Source organism: Ensifer sp. LBL (genome assembly GCF_050435225.1).
Taxonomy (GTDB): domain Bacteria; phylum Pseudomonadota; class Alphaproteobacteria; order Rhizobiales; family Rhizobiaceae; genus Ensifer.
Genome location: NZ_JBNDJY010000004.1, coordinates 633,135 through 648,632, shown reverse-complemented (window position 1 = coordinate 648,632; position 15,498 = coordinate 633,135). Strand labels below are relative to the sequence as shown.

Annotated in this window: 18 protein-coding genes; 11 read left to right on the top strand and 7 right to left on the bottom strand. The window is 64.6% G+C overall.

The window, feature by feature from the left end:
• Positions 1 to 7 precede the first annotated feature (7 nt).
• On the top strand, positions 8 to 682 hold the full coding sequence (locus OKW20_RS18980; protein ID WP_429174160.1) for a MerR family transcriptional regulator: 675 nt from the start codon (positions 8 to 10) through the stop codon (positions 680 to 682).
• 251 nt (positions 683 to 933) lie between these two features.
• Positions 934 to 1,608: a hypothetical protein gene (locus OKW20_RS18975; protein ID WP_429174159.1), complete on the top strand. Its 675-nt coding sequence runs from the start codon at positions 934 to 936 to the stop codon at positions 1,606 to 1,608.
• A gap of 22 nt (positions 1,609 to 1,630) precedes the next feature.
• Here the strand turns inward: OKW20_RS18975 and OKW20_RS18970 are convergent, their stop codons facing one another.
• Both OKW20_RS18970 and OKW20_RS18965 read right to left on the bottom strand, forming a co-directional pair.
• Positions 1,631 to 2,134 (bottom strand): glyoxalase superfamily protein, encoded by a 504-nt coding sequence (locus OKW20_RS18970; RefSeq protein ID WP_429174157.1) that lies wholly within the window; start codon positions 2,132 to 2,134, stop codon positions 1,631 to 1,633.
• Between the two features lie 249 nt (positions 2,135 to 2,383).
• Positions 2,384 to 3,511 carry an ATP-dependent DNA helicase gene (locus OKW20_RS18965; RefSeq protein WP_429174155.1) on the bottom strand — a complete coding sequence of 376 codons (1,128 nt, stop codon included), beginning with the start codon at positions 3,509 to 3,511 and terminating at the stop codon, positions 2,384 to 2,386.
• A 403-nt stretch (positions 3,512 to 3,914) separates the two neighbouring features.
• On the opposite strand from OKW20_RS18965, the gene OKW20_RS18960 reads away from it, so the two are divergent.
• Positions 3,915 to 5,003: an AbrB family transcriptional regulator gene (locus tag OKW20_RS18960; protein ID WP_429174154.1), complete on the top strand. Its 1,089-nt coding sequence runs from the start codon at positions 3,915 to 3,917 to the stop codon at positions 5,001 to 5,003.
• Between the two features lie 46 nt (positions 5,004 to 5,049).
• Positions 5,050 to 5,472: a hypothetical protein gene (locus OKW20_RS18955; protein ID WP_429174152.1), complete on the top strand. Its 423-nt coding sequence runs from the start codon at positions 5,050 to 5,052 to the stop codon at positions 5,470 to 5,472.
• 39 nt (positions 5,473 to 5,511) lie between these two features.
• Here the strand turns inward: OKW20_RS18955 and OKW20_RS18950 are convergent, their stop codons facing one another.
• The gene (locus tag OKW20_RS18950) at positions 5,512 to 6,402 is read right to left on the bottom strand and encodes a LysR family transcriptional regulator (RefSeq protein WP_429174151.1); all 891 of its coding nucleotides are present in this window, start codon (positions 6,400 to 6,402) and stop codon (positions 5,512 to 5,514) included.
• Between the two features lie 99 nt (positions 6,403 to 6,501).
• Here OKW20_RS18950 and OKW20_RS18945 point away from each other — a divergent pair, with 99 nt between their 5' ends.
• From OKW20_RS18945 to OKW20_RS18930, 4 genes are all read left to right on the top strand, one after another.
• Positions 6,502 to 7,485, top strand: coding sequence for a quinone oxidoreductase family protein (locus tag OKW20_RS18945; RefSeq protein ID WP_429174149.1), 984 nt, complete (start codon positions 6,502 to 6,504; stop codon positions 7,483 to 7,485).
• Between the two features lie 256 nt (positions 7,486 to 7,741).
• Positions 7,742 to 8,119 carry a COG4315 family predicted lipoprotein gene (locus OKW20_RS18940; RefSeq protein WP_043624149.1) on the top strand — a complete coding sequence of 126 codons (378 nt, stop codon included), beginning with the start codon at positions 7,742 to 7,744 and terminating at the stop codon, positions 8,117 to 8,119.
• Complete coding sequence (locus OKW20_RS18935) at positions 8,103 to 8,654, top strand: RNA polymerase sigma factor (protein WP_429174146.1); 552 nt, start codon at positions 8,103 to 8,105, stop codon at positions 8,652 to 8,654. Before OKW20_RS18940 ends, OKW20_RS18935 begins: the two co-directional genes overlap by 17 nt.
• Positions 8,651 to 9,484, top strand: coding sequence for an anti-sigma factor family protein (locus OKW20_RS18930; RefSeq protein ID WP_429174145.1), 834 nt, complete (start codon positions 8,651 to 8,653; stop codon positions 9,482 to 9,484). The genes OKW20_RS18935 and OKW20_RS18930 overlap by 4 nt, the downstream gene beginning before the upstream one ends.
• A gap of 159 nt (positions 9,485 to 9,643) precedes the next feature.
• Here OKW20_RS18930 and OKW20_RS18925 read toward each other — a convergent pair whose 3' ends face one another.
• The gene (locus OKW20_RS18925; RefSeq protein ID WP_429174549.1) at positions 9,644 to 10,279 is read right to left on the bottom strand and encodes a TetR family transcriptional regulator; all 636 of its coding nucleotides are present in this window, start codon (positions 10,277 to 10,279) and stop codon (positions 9,644 to 9,646) included.
• A gap of 91 nt (positions 10,280 to 10,370) precedes the next feature.
• On the opposite strand from OKW20_RS18925, the gene OKW20_RS18920 reads away from it, so the two are divergent.
• Both OKW20_RS18920 and OKW20_RS18915 read left to right on the top strand, forming a co-directional pair.
• Positions 10,371 to 11,024 carry an O-methyltransferase gene (locus OKW20_RS18920; RefSeq protein WP_429174144.1) on the top strand — a complete coding sequence of 218 codons (654 nt, stop codon included), beginning with the start codon at positions 10,371 to 10,373 and terminating at the stop codon, positions 11,022 to 11,024.
• A gap of 54 nt (positions 11,025 to 11,078) precedes the next feature.
• The gene (locus tag OKW20_RS18915; protein ID WP_429174142.1) at positions 11,079 to 11,969 is read left to right on the top strand and encodes an SDR family oxidoreductase; all 891 of its coding nucleotides are present in this window, start codon (positions 11,079 to 11,081) and stop codon (positions 11,967 to 11,969) included.
• A 403-nt stretch (positions 11,970 to 12,372) separates the two neighbouring features.
• Here OKW20_RS18915 and OKW20_RS18910 read toward each other — a convergent pair whose 3' ends face one another.
• The 3 genes from OKW20_RS18910 to nthA are packed head-to-tail and all read right to left on the bottom strand — an operon-like array spanning position 12,373 to position 14,025.
• Positions 12,373 to 12,744, bottom strand: coding sequence for a nitrile hydratase accessory protein (locus OKW20_RS18910; RefSeq protein WP_429174140.1), 372 nt, complete (start codon positions 12,742 to 12,744; stop codon positions 12,373 to 12,375).
• Positions 12,731 to 13,390, bottom strand: a complete 660-nt coding sequence (gene nthB, locus OKW20_RS18905; RefSeq protein WP_429174138.1) for a nitrile hydratase subunit beta — start codon at positions 13,388 to 13,390, stop codon at positions 12,731 to 12,733. The genes OKW20_RS18910 and nthB overlap by 14 nt, the downstream gene beginning before the upstream one ends.
• Positions 13,387 to 14,025, bottom strand: a complete 639-nt coding sequence (gene nthA / locus OKW20_RS18900) for a nitrile hydratase subunit alpha (protein ID WP_429174136.1) — start codon at positions 14,023 to 14,025, stop codon at positions 13,387 to 13,389. The genes nthB and nthA overlap by 4 nt, the downstream gene beginning before the upstream one ends.
• A gap of 345 nt (positions 14,026 to 14,370) precedes the next feature.
• Between nthA and OKW20_RS18895 the strand changes: the two genes are divergently transcribed.
• Positions 14,371 to 15,393: a hypothetical protein gene (locus OKW20_RS18895; RefSeq protein WP_429174135.1), complete on the top strand. Its 1,023-nt coding sequence runs from the start codon at positions 14,371 to 14,373 to the stop codon at positions 15,391 to 15,393.
• Positions 15,394 to 15,498: the final 105 nt, after the last annotated feature.

Genomic DNA, 15,498 nt, shown 5'->3' with positions numbered 1-15,498 from the left:
CTTCGACATGCCGCGAGACCACTGGAAATTCGAGGGCGTGCTGGCCGCGCCTGATCGTGTCGGCTTTCTGCCGGACCTACCGCTTCCCCACCACGACCCCACGACGCCGCTGGCGATCGCCGACATGGCCGACGCTTTCGGCGTCACCCATCGCACGCTGCATTTCTACGAGGAAAAGGGGCTCCTGACCGCCGCCCGCATGGGGCCGATGCGAGTGTACAACGAAGATCACATTCGCCGCATGGCGGTTATCAATGCCTGCCGCGAGATCGACATGCCGATCTCGACCATCCAGGAACTGCTGACTGCCCTTGCGGGCACCGAGGAACAGGCCGAAGCGGACAAGCTGTTTCGCGACGCCCTGCTTGCCCGAAGGCGCGAACTCGCTGCCCAGCAGGCCAACCTGCGCCGGCAGATGCAGCGCATCACCGAACTGCTCGAAACCACCGACGGAGGCGAAGCCACCGACGAGGACGGCCATGTCCATCTCTCGCCGATCGAAAGCGAATGCCTGACCTTCATGGCCGACGGCTATCCGGCGGCGCGCATCGCCGGGCTGATGGACATGGATGTGGCGGCAGCGCTCACCCTCGAGGCCGGCATCATCCGCAAGTTCGGCGCCAACAACCGCTTCCAGGCGATCGCCAAGGCGGTGCTTTCAGGCATGATCTCGGCGGAATAGCGCGAACACGGCCGCTGCCCCGATGCCTTTCCGTCAGCATCCTCGTGCGTCACGGGGACGAGGTCGCGTTGCGCCTCGCCTAAGTCGCGACGCTCTCCCGCAGCCCCTACCCGCAGGCCGCCACACTAAGGCACGCCGAACAGCTTACCGGTCCACGCGGCACAATTCACTTGAACGACTGACATTGCGGTGTCGTCATTGCCATGTGCGTGTTACGAGGGCGCCTGAACAAATACGGATGAGAGACCCCGATGCTTCCCTGGATAGAGCTGGACCGCGCAACCATTCCCGGCGACGGCGATGAGCTGCGCCTGAAGCAGCGCGGGCAGGAATTCTCGATCATGCTCGGCTCGAACGAGCTGATGAACAGCCGGCTGAGCGGCTCGGAGGAAGCGCTGGCGACGCTCGCCCACGAGCGCATCGCCGGCCGGAAAAACCTGAGCATGCTGATCGGCGGCCTTGGCATGGGCTTTACCCTGCGCGCAGCGCTTGGCGTCGTGCCCGAGGATGCGCGGGTGGTGGTCGCCGAACTGGTGCCCGCCGTCGTCGACTGGGCGCGTGGCCCCATGGCCGATCTGCACAAGGGCACGCTCGACGATCCCCGCGTCGATATCCATGTCGGCGATGTCGGTGCGCTGATCCGCTCGAAGAAGGCCGCCTATGACGCCATCCTGCTCGATGTCGACAATGGCCCCGACGGCCTGACGCGCCCTTCCAACGACAGCCTCTACAGCCACACCGGCCTTCGCGCCGCGCAAGCCGCCCTTCGGCCCGGCGGCGTGCTTTCGGTCTGGTCGTCTGCCCCCGACAGCGCCTTCACCCGCCGCCTGCGCGAAGTCGGCTTTGCCACCGACGAGGTGAACGTGCGCGCCAACGGCAAACGCGGCGGCGCCCGCCACATGATTTGGATCGCGACGAAGCGCTAGCGCATCCGGCTCATTTGGCAGATCAGATCATCTGCGCTTTTCGATAGGCCTCGACAATGTCTTCGAGCGGCACCCCGTCGAGCGTAACGCCGGCGATGCGGCAGTTCGAAAAGGCCGCCCCGGAGAGATTGATATTCTGGAATTGCGCTCCGGACAGATTAACGTCGTTCACGTACCAGCCCGTCATGTTGCTGTCGTTGAACTTGGCGCCGGAAAAATTGATCTGATTGAACGATGTTGCCGACAGATTGGCGTCGTTGAAACGTGATCCCGCCAGGTCGGTGTCGTTGACATCCAGCCTTTGCGTCGTGCGATGGAACTTTATCTCATTGCCCTCGGCCGAGAAAAGAAGCGGCTTGTCGCCCGCATCCTGGCCGACCGCTGCGGAAAGCGCGTTCCAATCTTTCACCCCAAATTGCTTTGCAATCAATTCCAGGCAGTCGCTGTGCGACAGGTCCATCTTGCGATCACTGAGCGCCTGTCGCAGGGCGTTCGCCATGCTTTTGATACCGGCGGTTCTAAGCATTCCAGTTCCTCCAGGGGCAACCAAATGTCAGAGCTCACATTGCTGACCGACGGCCCAAGGGCTGGAAGTCGAACGGGGGTATCACATAGGTGTTTTCACCATACCAAACGTGGCGTGAGCGGCGGGCAACACAAGGCCATCACGAATTAGTATAGGCCGAATCTGGATTGTCAATGAAGCCAACGGCCCGAGCGCGACACGCGAGCTGCGTGCGAACGGCGCCGCCCCTTCCTCAGGGATCCGCCCCGCCTAGCGAACGATCGTCAGCCGCTCTGCCGCCCGCGTGATCGCGGTATAGAGCCAGCGCTCACGGGTATCGCGGAAGGCCCAGCTTTCGTCGAAGAGCACGACATTGTTCCACTGCGAGCCCTGCGCCTTGTGCACCGTCAGCGCATAGCCGTAGTCGAACTCGTCGTAGCGCTTGCGCGTCGTCCAGGGGATCTCGCCCTCGACGTCCTCGAAGGCCGCCTTCAAGAGCTTGATCTTGGCGGCACCGCGATCCATGTCGTCGTCTTCAGGCCGGATCATCAGGTTGATGCCCGGCTTCACCGTCTCTTTGGACGAGCTCATCACCTGCCAGAGCGAGCCGTTGAGCAGGCCCTTGGCGGGATCGTTCCTGAGGCAGACGAGCTTGTCGCCGGATTGCGGGTAGTCGCTGGTGAAGCCCTTCAGCTCGCGAAGGCGCTGGTTGTAGCGCCGGCGGGTCTTGTTGGTGCCGACCAGCACCTGGTCTGCTTCGAGCACCAGTTCCTGATTGACCTGGCCGCGACCGATCACCTGCGTGGTGCCGTAGTCGCCGTGCATGATTTCCTTGCCTTCGCGCACCTGCATCGCCAGCTGGATGATCGGGTTGTCGCGCGCCTGGCGGTGAATGTCCGTCAGCAGGTAATCCGGCTCCTGGTTGGTGAAGAAGCCGCCGCCTGTAACCGGCGGCAGCTGGCCGGGGTCGCCGAGCACGAGGATCGGCGTGCCGAAGCTCATCAGGTCCTTGCCGAGCGCCTCGTCCACCATCGAGCATTCGTCGACGATGATCAGCGCCGCCTTGGCGACCGGGCTTTGGCGGTTGATCGCAAACATTGGCGCGATCGAGGTCTTGCCGGTCTCCTCGTCGGAAACCTCCTCTTCGCCGCGCGGCCGGTAGATCAGCGAGTGGATCGTCTTGGCGTTGGTCGCCCCCTTGGAGCGCAGCACCTGCGCGGCCTTGCCGGTAAAGGCGGCAAACAGCACGTCGCCATCGACATGCTCGGCAAAATGTCGGGCCAGCGTCGTCTTGCCGGTACCGGCATAGCCGAACAGCCGGAAGAGCGGCGAGCGGCCCTCTTTCAGCCATTGCGAAACGGCCTTCAGGGCCTCGTCCTGTTGCGGTGCGAATTGCATGAGGCTGAGTGTCAGGATTCGGGCCGCACACGCAAGCCCGGAATTGCGGCACCACCGGAGGGCCAGAGACAACCGGTATCGCGAACATCACCGAAGCACGCGAAATTACCCCGTAAAATCAAGCTCGCGCCTCATTACCGCGCCTAGCAGCAGGGCTTTCGGCCGGCGGAATTTGTTCACGTTTTTTTCTCATTTCGCCGCCTGCCCGCACAGCGCTTGCCTTCCCCGCTGTCGATCCTGTGGCACTTTCTTGCTCTGCCTCTTGAATGCAACGCCGCATTGTTGCAAACGAGCGTGACGTGATGGCGCCCGCGGTCCTGCTGGCGAAGACCATCGCTCGAAGCCCGTCAAGGCCGGCCCCGATGGCCGTTCCCGCCTTTCCGGGTCATGCCGGAGAGTGCCCGTGAAAACCGACAAGCCAGCTGCGCCGCCCACCCCGGACAAGGTCGGCATCGGTCGGCTCGCGCCCTGGCTGCAATGGAGCCTGCTGCTGGCGGTCTCGATCGTCCTTGCCTCGTTTTTCGAATTCATCGGCCTTCCGGCCGGGCTGCTCATGGGCCCGATGCTGGCCGCCGTGCTCGTCGGCATGAATGGCGGCACCATCCGCCTGCCGCGCCAGCTGTTCTTCTGCGTGCAGTTAATCCTGGCGATGATGATTGCCGGCGCCATGACGCCGGGCATGCTCGTCACCTTCTCCGGCAACTGGCCGCTGTTTCTCGCCGTCATTCTCTCGGTCATCGCCGTCAGCACGCTCTGCGGCTGGGTGATCACGCGCATGCGCATCCTGCCGGGCACGACGGCGATCTGGGGCTCGTCGGCGGGGGCTGCCTCGACCATGCTCTTGATGGCTGACGCCTATGGCGCCGATGCGCGCCTCGTCGCCTTCATGCAGTATCTGCGCGTGATCTTCGTCGCCAGTACCGCAACCGTGGTTGCGCATATGTGGGTCACCGGCGCCGAAGTCGAGCAGACCACCCATTGGTTCGCGCCGATCGATGGCCTGCTCTTCCTCGAGACTATCGCCGTCGGGCTGGGCGCAGCGCTCGCCGGCCGCTTCCTGCGCGTGCCCGCTGGCGCCTTCCTGCTGCCCTTCCTTCTCGGCGCCGCGCTCAATGTCTCGGGCGTCATGACCACCGCGCTGCCGCAATGGCTGCTGGCGATCTGTTTTGCCATGCTCGGCTGGAACATCGGCCTTGGCTTCACCCGCCAGATCCTCATCCATGCGCGTCGCGCGCTGGTGCCGACGATCATCTCGATCGTCGTGCTGATCTCGTTCTCCGGCCTGCTCGCCCTGCTTTTGATCAAGGTGGTCGGCATCGATCCGCTGACCGCCTATCTCGCCACTAGCCCCGGCGGTCTCGATTCGATCGCCGTCATCGCCGCCTCGAGCAATGTCGACCTCTCCTTCGTCATGGCGCTGCAGACTGCCCGCCTCCTGATCATCACCATGATCGGCCCGACGCTCGCCCGCTTCGTCGCCGACCGGGCTTGACGATGCTGGCCCGGCACGTTTCCAATGCGCTGCCGGGAGGAGACAGGTGAAGACGCTCAGAATCTACGGACCGTCGGGAGCCGCGCTTCCCTTCGACCTGCGCGACATCCTGCAACGCCTCGCACCGCGCTCGCTGGGCGCGTCGTGGAAAGTTTCCGCGGTCGACGGAGGCTATCAATGGTTCGATGCCACCGGCCCCGGCGGCGACGTTCTCGAGACTTGGGCCCAGTCCGGCAGCATGGTCGAGGGCCGGCAACTGGCCGCAGCTGCGCAAGACGTTCTGCAAGTCATCTGGGGAGAGTTTACCGGCTTCCTGCCGGGCGCCCCGGACAGACCCTGGATCATCGTTCGCGCCATCGACAGCACGTTTTACGAAATTACCACGGATGACGAGACGGTTCTGCAACGTGTAGAAACCGGCTTCCAGGGCGTTCGCCGTTCTGATGCCCCGTGGAAACCAGCCGGTTAGCACCATCGGCCCCTCCCTCACGAAAAACGTCCACGATCCTCAGGCGCTTTCCGCCGAGCGCGCAGCGAAGCGCGCCATCACGGTGGTGACCGCTTCCTTGGTCAGCCGCACGCGTGGCAGCTCGGCCGATTGTTCATGGACCAGCAGCCAAAGATCCGGGGCCAATGGCGGCACCTGCGGCAACAGTGGCGTGAAGCCTGCCGCTTCGGCCGCAAAGGCCGGAAGCACGGCAAAACCGAGCCCGTTTTTCACCGCCGCCATCTGCGCGCCGAGCGAAGAGAAACGCATCGCTGGCTGCAAGCCCGGGCATAGCGCTTCGAGCCAGGCGACCATGATCAGGTAGCTCAGCTCTTCGCTCCAGCCGACCAGCCGGTGGCGATGGAGGTCGGCAGGAGTGCCCGGCATGCCGTGGCGCGCGATGTAGCCGGGCGTCGCATACAGGCCGAAGGCGAGCTGCCCCAGCCGGCGCTGGCGATAATTGCCCTGCTGCGGCCGCACCAGACGCAGAACAATGTCGGCCGCTTCGCCGACAAGCCGCACCGGGCGCACGCTCGAATGCATCTCCAGGCGGATGTCCGGATGCTCCAGCAGGAAGCCCGCTAGCCCCGGCATCAACACCTCCTGCCCCAACAGTTCCGGCACGTCGATGCGCACCGGGCCGGCGAGGTCGCTGTCCTTCTCCCGTGCCGTGCGCTCGAAGACCCGCATCTGCGCCTCGGCCCGCTCGGCCGGCGCCAAAAGCGCCTCGCCCGCCGGGGTCAGGTCATAACCGTCGCGGTGCGGCCGGAAAAGCCTGACCTGCAACGCCGCCTCCAGCGCCTCGATCCGGCGCGACACGGTCGAGGCGCTGACGCTAAGCCTGGCGGAGGCCGCAGTTAGCGAGCGCGCATTGGCAACGGCCAGAAAGAACTTGAGATCGTTCCAATCCATCTTTGCTTTCCATTTTTGGAAACTGGTATTGCAGAAAGGTTTCTCGACCGAAATCGGAAAATCAAGCAGATTTTGGCGACATCTGGAGAGAGAACAAGCATGACGATCAATATCGAGACCTTTCGATTTTCCGAATTTGGCGATCCGTCGGTACTCGCCTTCAAGGCCGAGACGCTGGGCGACCCTGGACCCGGCGAAATCCAGATCCGCCATCTCGCCATCGGCGTGAACTACATCGACATCTACCACCGCCGGGGCTCGGCACCCTTGCCCCTGCCGAGCGGGATCGGCGTCGAGGGCGTCGGCGTGATCACCGCGCTTGGCGATGGTGTCCCGGGTTTTTCGATCGGCCAACGCATCGCCTATGTGGGCGGCCCGCCCGGTGCCTATGCCACCCACCGCAACCTGCCCGCCGCCCGGGCGCTGGCGCTGCCGGAGGAACTGGAGACCCGAGAGGTCGCAGCCCTCGTCTTCAAGGGTTTGACCGTCGAATACCTGATCCGGCGTTGCGTTGCCGTGAAGCCCGGCGACACGGTGCTCTTCCACGCGGCCGCCGGCGGCGTCGGCTCGATTGCCTGCCAGTGGCTGAGCCACATCGGCGCCACCGTCATCGGCACCGTCAGCTCCACGGAGAAAGCCGAGATCGCCCGGACCAATGGCTGCCATCATGTCATCCTTTACGGCCAAGAGGATTTCCGGGCCCGCGTCGGCGAAATCACCGGCGGCAAGGGTGTCGATGTCGTCTATGATTCCGTCGGCGCCGACACTTTCGCCAGGTCGCTCGACTGCCTGCGCCCACGCGGCACGCTGGTTTCCTTCGGCGCCTCCTCCGGTCCCGTCCCGCCGCTCGACGTCGCCTCGCTCTCGGCCAAGGGCTCGCTCTATGTCACCCGCCCCTCGATCGCCCATTACACCGCCGACCGCGGCGAGTACGAAGCGGCAGCGCGAGAGCTGTTCGGCGCCATGCAGGCAGGCGTCGTTCGTGCGCCTGCGATCACCACCTATCCGCTTTTCGACGCCCCAAGGGCACAGGAAGACCTGGAGGCACGGCGGACCACCGGGTCGGTGGTTCTGATACCCTGAGCGGATCGCCGCCAGCGGGTCACCATCCTTGTCACCCTCTCACCGGCCACGCGATGAACGTCGCGTGGCCGGTTGCGTCCCATGGCCCGAGCGGAGACAGGGCCAACCCAAACTTCCGCCCGTTCTCCGGGAATAAATCCTGTGCGTGTCGTGTCTTACGGTTGGATCTGCACCATGCGGCTCCCGCGGAAACGGGACGAGGAGGCTTTTCGCCCGTTTCCGGACAGGAAAACCATCTTGAGGAAGGACAATTGCCATGAGAACGTTTCCACTGACGATCGCCATGCTGCTTGCAGCCAGCGTCACGGCTTTCGCCGCGCCGCCGGTCAAGGAAGTCGAGACCGCCAAGGGCAAGGTGCTGGCCGGAGAAAACGGCATGACGCTCTACACCTACAAGGACGATCATGGCGGCATGTCCATGTGCTACGACGATTGCGCCAAGAACTGGCCGCCATTCATGGCCGAGGCGAGCGCCAAGGCAGATGGCGCCTACACGCTCGTCGAGCGTAAGGACGGCAAGAAGCAGTGGGCCAAGGACGGCATGCCGCTCTACTTCTTCATCAAGGACAAGAAGATGGGTGACATGACCGGCGACGGCATGAAGAAGGGCGAATGGAATGTCGCCAAGCCGTAACGGCGGCAACGAGGATGCGGGGGACCACCCCGCCTCCGACCGGTTCGAAGAGGATGTGCTGGCCCTGGTGCCGGCACTGCGGCGCTATGCCCGCAGCCTGGTGCGCTCGGACCCGGATGGCGAGGACCTGTTGCAGGATTGCGTGGAGAAGGTGCTTGCGCGCCGCGCGCAGTGGCGCGGCGTGAACCTGCGCGCCTGGGCCTTCACCATCATGACCAATCTCGGCCGCAACCGGCACCGCTATGTGGCGATGCACCCGCAGGTGACGCTGGACGAGGATCTGGGGCTTGAGGCCGAGACCCACGAGAGCGACCCCCTGGAGCGCTCAAGGCTTGAACGGGCGCTGAACGGGCTCTCCACCGAGAACCGCTCGGTGCTGATGCTCGTGGTGATCGAAGGATACCGCTACCAGGACGTGGCCGAGATGATGGCCATACCGATCGGCACCGTGATGTCGCGCCTGTCGCGCGCGCGGCGCCAGCTTGCAGAAGCCATGAAGGACGACAATGTGATCAGCATGCGGAGACCGAAATGACGGAAGGCCACAACACCGTCTCCGAAGACGACCTGCACGCCTATGTCGACGGCGCCCTTGGCCCGCGCGAGCGGTTGCGGATCGAGCAATGGCTCGAGCAGAACCCCGCGCAGGCCGACGAGGTCCGGCAATGGCGGGCGCAGGCGGTCGAGTTGCGCGCGCTCTTTGCCGGCTATGCCCGCAGCGACGCCGATGACCGGGCGCTGCTTCTGAGCAACGGCAGCGAACGCCCGCAACAGCACGCCGTCAAGAACACCCGATCGTTTGCCGGCATCGCCCGCGCCATCGCCGCCGGGCTGGCGCTGTTTGTGGCCGGCGGCCTCACTGGCCTCTACGCGCCGCCACTGCTCTCGCCCGAGCAAAGCCCCCGGCTGACGCAGACGGCCGACAGCCTGCCGCGCCAGGCGCAATCGGCCTTCCTGGTCTATGCCAGCGAAGTGCGCCATGCCGTCGAGGTCGGCGCCGACGACCAGACCCATCTTGCCACGTGGCTTGGCAAGCGTCTGGATCATCCGCTCTCGATCCCCGATCTCTCCTCGCTCGGCTTCTCGCTGGTCGGCGGCCGGCTGCTGCCGGTCAACGGCAAGGCGGGCGCGATGTTCATGTATGAGGATGGCACCGGCCGGCGGCTGACGGTGCTGCTCGGCCGCAACGACGACAACCGCGAAACCTCGTTCCGCATCGACGAGAACGACGGCGTCGAGACCTTCTACTGGATCGACGGCCCGCTCGGCTACGCCGTCACTGGCGAGGTGCCGCGCGATCTGCTGCAGCAGGTGGCGGATGAATGCTACCGGCAGTTCGAAAAGAGCGAGGCAACGAAGAGCTGAGGGCCAAGCGGCGCCTGCTGCTCCGGCGCTCTTGGCGAGCCATATCAGAGTGTTACGGTCGGCTCCGCACACTCGCCTTACCCCACGTGACTCGGCCCCTACGTGACTCTACCCCCCTGCGCTCACGATCGCAGGGACGCTTACGGTTGTCGGCATGGCTCAGGTGCTGGCACCTTTCGCCACGAGATAGGACGAAAACATGTCAGCCATCGCATCCGCATAGGCCTCGATCTCCGCATCGCTGCGCGCCGTTCCCGAAAAATCTTTCCCCACCGTCGTCATCGTCGTCATGATCAGGTCGCCGACGCGTTCCCTGATGTCGGCGGATGCGCTCGGAAGAAGCTCGATCATGAACCGGTCGATGAGCGGGTCATTGGCCTCCTTGGCTTCCCGCGCTTCCGGCGCATCGCGATAAAGAGGTGCCGCGTCGCCCAAGGCGACCCGAACGGCCGCTTCCTCGCATTCCGAGCGCAGGAAGGCGTGAACCAGGGACCGCAGCCGATCGAGTGGCGCGCGCGAGCCGTCGCTGAGGATCGTCGCCAGCAGCCCCGACGTCTGCCGCCACTCGTCGCTTTGCAGGCGAAACAGGATCGCGCCCTTGTTGGGAAAATACTGGTACAGCGACCCGACGCTGACGCCCGCCCGCTCCGCGACGCGGGCCGTGGTAAATCGCTGCGCGCCCTCCTCCTCCAAAACCTGAACAGCAGCCTGGAGAATAGCCTTCACCAGCTCGTTCGAGCGCGCCTGTTTGGGCGCTTTTCGTGAAGAAATACGGGCACTTGATCTGTTGGCCATTGGCATCGTCCGCAATGCGATTAGCGAATGCGACGAATTATTCGTATTTTTCCTCGTGAACGCAAGCCCATCGAAAACGAAGGAACATCCGATGACCACGCTCACCAGCCAGCCTCTCAAGGGCCTTCTCGACCGCCTGTTCGACGAGGCCGATGCCGCGACCAGCCCCGCAGTCGCGCAACTGCCCGCAGGCGAACGCGAGCGATTGCTGCACAGCAAGACCGAGTATCTGCAGCTCTACGGGCTCTTGAAGGATCTGTGGCTTCCGGTTTCGCGTCAGACCGGCAACCTCCTCTACATGCTCGCCCGCGCAAGCCGCGCCCACAGGATCGTCGAGTTCGGAACGTCCTTCGGCATCTCGACGCTCTTTCTGGCAGCGGCGCTGCGCGACAATGGCGGCGGCGAGCTGATCACCAGCGAATTCGAACCGGCGAAGGTGGCGCGGGCCGGACAGAACCTCGCGGCAGCCGGTCTCGACGATCTCGTCGAGATCCGGCAAGGCGACGCGCTTTCGACTTTCGCCGATCTTCCCGATGCGATCGACCTTGTGCTGCTCGACGGGGCAAAACCGATCTACCTCGACGTCTTCAGGCTGATCGAGCCTCGCCTGCGCCCAGGCGCCCTGATCATCGCCGACGATGCCGACAGTTGCCCCGAATATCTCGACTACATCCGCTCGGCCTCCGGCACCTACCTGTCGACGCCGTTTGCCGAGGACATCGAAGTGACGATGCGCCTCATCTGATCGGCGCCATCGCTTCACGGACCCGCGTGGTCCACCCAATCAAGGAGAACAGCAATGCATGTATTCGTAACAGGCGCGACCGGCTGGGTCGGGTCGGCCGTGGTCAAGGACCTGATCGCGGCGGGGCACACGGTGTCCGGCCTGGCACGCTGCAGGGAAAAGGCCGCAACCCTCGCCGCAACCGGGGCTTTAGTCGTCGAAGGCGGCCTTGAGTCCGCGGCGATCCTGCAGCGGGCCGCAGGGCAAGCCGATGCGGTCATTCACACGGCCTTCAGGCACGACTTCGTCCATGGCCCGCTCGACCAGGATTTTTCCAGTTTCCTGGAAAGTGCGGCGGAAGATCAGCGCGCCATCGCGCTTCTGGGCGAGGTTCTCGCCGGATCGGCTCGGCCGCTTTTGGTGACCTCGGGTCTTGCCGGTCTGCCGCCCGGCGCGACGGAAACCGATCGCCCCAATGCCGCCGTGCCGCGCAAATCCGAAGCTGCCGCCCATGCCCTTGCCGAGCGCGGCGTCCGGGCGGCAACGGTCCGGCTCGCACCTTCGGTTCACGGCATGGGTGACTACGGCTTCATCCCCATCCTCGTGCGCCTGGCGCGCCAGACCGGCGTCTCGGCCTATCTCGATGACGGCGCCAATTGCTGGTCGGGCGTCTACCGGGACGATGCCGCGCGCGTCTATCGGCTTGCGCTCGAAAGCGGCACGACCGAAAGCGTCTACCACGCCGTGGCGGACGAAAGGATCCCGTTCCGGCAGATCGCCGAGGTCGTCGGCCGCAATCTCGGCCTGCCGGTCGAAGCCCGTCCGCGCGCCCATTTCGGCTGGTTCGCCGGCATTGCCGGCGGCACCATGGCCGCCTCCAGCGCCCATACCCGCGCCGTTCTCGGGTGGCGACCCATCGGTCCTGATCTGCTCTCCGATCTGGATCAGGCCGCCTATTACGCTTGAAACGAGGAACCCGTGGAATCCGCAGGCGCGGTAGCGGGATGCTCCCTCCGCCCCGTGAGCGCGTGCCCCTCACTGTCCTGCCGGACATCTCTCCCCGCAGGCGGGGAGAGAACCGCTGGGCGCGCCCGTCAGCGCCAATCCTCGCCGCGCCAAAATCAGTCCCAGCCTTCGCGACGGGTAGAACCGCCGCCACCGGCTCCCTCTAGCCGCAGATGGCAAAGTGAAACGTGTGGCGCCCGCTCGTCACCCAGGTGCTCCGTCAGGCTCACCTTTCGACTCAGGCTCACCTTTCGACGATGACGCCAAGTGCCGGGGCGACAAAGGGCACGTCCCTTCTCCCCGCCTGCGGGGAGAAGGCTAGGATGAGGGGCAAAGCCGCACCGACCTTGCGAAGCGGCCGCACCTACCTGAGCGGATCGTTCTCGATCACGATCGGCTTGCCGTGCGGCGTTGCCTCCGCCGCGCGCTGCCAGCTCAGGGTCAGGTCGTCCAGTTCGCGGCCGGAAGCGAGCGAAAGCTCGGTGACGAGGCGCGAGAGGGCTGCCACCCAGCAGTCGTAATAGTCGCTGGCATCGGCCTTGCGGCCGGGTTTGTAGAGTTCGGCCGAAAGCGCTTCTGCCCATTCCGGCCAGGAGAACACGCCCTTTTCGTGCAGGCGCACGGTCATGGCGAAGGCGTTGGCCTGCCAGGGCTCGGCAAAGACCGGATCGCCCTCCGGCGACTTCGGCAGTTCGGCCGAGGCGACGAGCGGCGATGTCACCTTACACGTGCTCAAGGTAGCTCTCCCAAGCGTCGATGGACACCGTCAGCGTCGGATCGGCGCTCTCGCCCCAGATCTCCGGCCCGTCGAAAACGACCGTATAGACCCATTGCGGATTTTCGCCGCGGCCATGGGCGTTGTCGTCAGGAAAGACGAAGGAGCCCTGCACCGCCTCGACCCGGCCGAGCTTGGCGCGAGCATAGCGCGGCAGGCGCGTATGGGTCTCCGGATTGAAGTTTTTCGTGCGCACCCGGTCACCGACAGCGAAGCATGGCGCGGCATCGACAGGCCGATCGCAGGGGCCACCCTTGGCCAGCACGCCCGCCACCATGTCGGCCTTCAGCACCCGCTTCGGCGCCGTCCCCTGCTCCAGCCTATGCCCGCCATCGAGCTCAGCCTGGGTCACGAAGCCGTGGCGCTTCAACAGCGTCTCCAGCGCGCGGGTCCAGATCTCGTAATAGCTCGCCGACAGATAGGTCGCCGGCGGCAGGCTTTCGCGCGCATGCCGGCTTTCGTCGATCGTCCACGCGCCGAAGGCGCCGCAGGAGAGCGTGACGCCGAGCGCCCGCTTTTCCCATTCGCCGTGGAAATAGGGCTCGTCCTTTTCCGGCGCCACCGGGCCGAGGCCGTGGGCGCCGCCGAGATCGTGCGGACCGTTCATCGAAGCGCCTCCACCGAAAGTGCCAGACCCGTGCCGATCATCGCGTCGCGGGTAACGAGGGCAGCAAGCTCCTCCTCGCTGTACCCCTCCGTCCCTGCCGGGCGTTCGGGGATCACCAGATATCTGAGCTCCGCCGTCGAATCCCAGACACGGATGCGCGTCGTCTCAGGCAGGCTCAGGCCGAATTCCTGGAGCACCCCACGCGGATCGATGACGGCGCGCGAGCGATAGGGCGGCGCCTTGTACCAGACCGGCGGCAGACCGAGCACCGACCAGGGGTAACAGGAACAGAGCGTGCAGACGACGAGGTTGTGGGTGTCGGGCGTGTTGAACACGGCGCGCATATGCTCGCCCTGCCTGCCGGTGTAACTGAGGCTGGCGATCGCCTCGGTCGCATCCCGCTTCAGCCATTCGGCGAACTCGGGATCCACCCAGGCCTTTGCCACCACGCGCGCGCCGTTGCGCGGGCCGATCTTCGTCTCATAGGTCTCGACGATCGCATCGATCGCCGCCGGGTCGATCAACCCCTTCTCCGTCAACACCATCTCCAGCGCCTTCACCCGCGCTTCCATGTCGGTGAAATGGTTGTCGTGGTGGTGGTCGTGATCGTGGTGATCGTGATGGTGTTCGGACATTGCCTGGCTCCTCGCAACGCCGTGCCATCACAGGCACAAAGATGGCGCTGCCTCCTCATAAAGTCGTAGCGCATAAACCCCGGATTCGAAATCGATTTCAACGCCCGCGGGTACCCGCAATTGTCACCATAACAAGTCTGGCCCGATGCGGTTCGTACCAGGCCACCGAGTAAGCCGGCTACCGCTGCCGGCGATCATTTGCCATGCAGTTCCGAATGTATCATCTGTGCCATCTCTCTCGCACGCCGGAGCTGGGCTATGCTCCGTTGCAGCATGGCGATTCGGATCGCCCGATGCCGGCAGGCGCGAAAGGTTTAAGGGCGACATGAGGGCGGCTGACAAGGAATGATGACATCAATCGAGCGTGCATTCCCGAACCGCGCAGTCCGCATTGTTGCCCCTGGCTTCTCCCTCGGTTTCCTCTTCCTGCTGTCAGCAATCCTGCCGCTGCCGATTGCCATCGGGCTGTTAATGTTGCCGATCGACGAGATCAGGCGCGACTATTTCATCAACCGGAACCCCACTTTCATCAGCGGTGCCGAGATCTGCGCGATCGACTGTGCTCCCGAGGAGAGCGGCCCGCAGGAACGTCTGCAGTGCGCTATGGAAGTTCGCTTTGTCCATAACGGGCGGCCCCATCAGCAAATGCTGGCGGGTCGCTCCGTTGGCGAACCAGGGCCTTGCCGGCAGGGCAGCATCACCATCGCGGCCGACCGCCCGGAATATGTCAGCCTTGCCCATGACTATCGCAGCAGCCTTCGCACATCGGCGTTGCGGCTCATTCTCGGCGTGAGCCTCCTGTCGTTCTGTGTCGCGATGCTGATGAAGGCGGTACCCATCCTGCTTGCCCGCCGCGCCGCCGGCCGGAGGTACCTGCTGAAACCCGTCATCGTCGATGTCAGCGGCAAGCGTGTTCTGCGCTACATTCCAGGCAGCCCATTTGCGCCTCACGCGACCAACACCGCTTACACCCGGATGGCGCCGAAACAGGCGCCGCTTTACATCAGACCGCAGGGCGACCGCAGCGCTTTGCCGCCGGAGGCTTTTGCCGGGCATCCCTACCCCGCCCTTGCCGTGATCGCTGAGGGGGTCCCTCTACCGATCCTGCTTGATCGAGAACTCACGCGGCTTGAACTCAGTGAGCCGGAACGCAACCGCATTCGCGCCGGCATCGATGAAGCCATCGGATTGCCCCCTGGCGAAACGGCAACACCCGCCTACATTCGGCAGCGACTCATCCAGCCGTTTCTGGGACATAAGCCCTTCAACAGGCCATGGTGGCTTCAGAAATGGGCATTGAGGTTTGCCGTAACGATCCCGCCGTTTCTCCTGGCGACCATCTGGTTCATCGTTCTTCAGATCCTTTGAAGGGCTCCTCGCGGCCACCAGACTTGGCTTTGCCACAGCGCGCGCTTTACGCGCGGTGACCGAAGAAGCGCAGGCCCGCATGGCAATACACCAGCAAAGGCAATC

What these genes read in the sequence shown, in the direction of transcription:
- nthA (WP_429174136.1), bottom strand. Translation starts at nt 14,025, where the DNA reads ATGTCCGAACACCATCACGATCACCACGATCACGACCACCACCACGAC.
- OKW20_RS18895 (WP_429174135.1), top strand. Translation starts at nt 14,371, where the DNA reads ATGATGACATCAATCGAGCGTGCATTCCCGAACCGCGCAGTCCGCATT.
- OKW20_RS18965 (WP_429174155.1), bottom strand. Translation starts at nt 3,511, where the DNA reads ATGCAATTCGCACCGCAACAGGACGAGGCCCTGAAGGCCGTTTCGCAA.
- OKW20_RS18980 (WP_429174160.1), top strand. Translation starts at nt 8, where the DNA reads ATGCCGCGAGACCACTGGAAATTCGAGGGCGTGCTGGCCGCGCCTGAT.
- OKW20_RS18925 (WP_429174549.1), bottom strand. Translation starts at nt 10,279, where the DNA reads ATGGCCAACAGATCAAGTGCCCGTATTTCTTCACGAAAAGCGCCCAAA.
- OKW20_RS18970 (WP_429174157.1), bottom strand. Translation starts at nt 2,134, where the DNA reads ATGCTTAGAACCGCCGGTATCAAAAGCATGGCGAACGCCCTGCGACAG.
- OKW20_RS18950 (WP_429174151.1), bottom strand. Translation starts at nt 6,402, where the DNA reads ATGGATTGGAACGATCTCAAGTTCTTTCTGGCCGTTGCCAATGCGCGC.
- OKW20_RS18945 (WP_429174149.1), top strand. Translation starts at nt 6,502, where the DNA reads ATGACGATCAATATCGAGACCTTTCGATTTTCCGAATTTGGCGATCCG.
- OKW20_RS18930 (WP_429174145.1), top strand. Translation starts at nt 8,651, where the DNA reads ATGACGGAAGGCCACAACACCGTCTCCGAAGACGACCTGCACGCCTAT.
- OKW20_RS18915 (WP_429174142.1), top strand. Translation starts at nt 11,079, where the DNA reads ATGCATGTATTCGTAACAGGCGCGACCGGCTGGGTCGGGTCGGCCGTG.
- OKW20_RS18975 (WP_429174159.1), top strand. Translation starts at nt 934, where the DNA reads ATGCTTCCCTGGATAGAGCTGGACCGCGCAACCATTCCCGGCGACGGC.
- nthB (WP_429174138.1), bottom strand. Translation starts at nt 13,390, where the DNA reads ATGAACGGTCCGCACGATCTCGGCGGCGCCCACGGCCTCGGCCCGGTG.
- OKW20_RS18920 (WP_429174144.1), top strand. Translation starts at nt 10,371, where the DNA reads ATGACCACGCTCACCAGCCAGCCTCTCAAGGGCCTTCTCGACCGCCTG.
- OKW20_RS18935 (WP_429174146.1), top strand. Translation starts at nt 8,103, where the DNA reads ATGTCGCCAAGCCGTAACGGCGGCAACGAGGATGCGGGGGACCACCCC.
- OKW20_RS18940 (WP_043624149.1), top strand. Translation starts at nt 7,742, where the DNA reads ATGAGAACGTTTCCACTGACGATCGCCATGCTGCTTGCAGCCAGCGTC.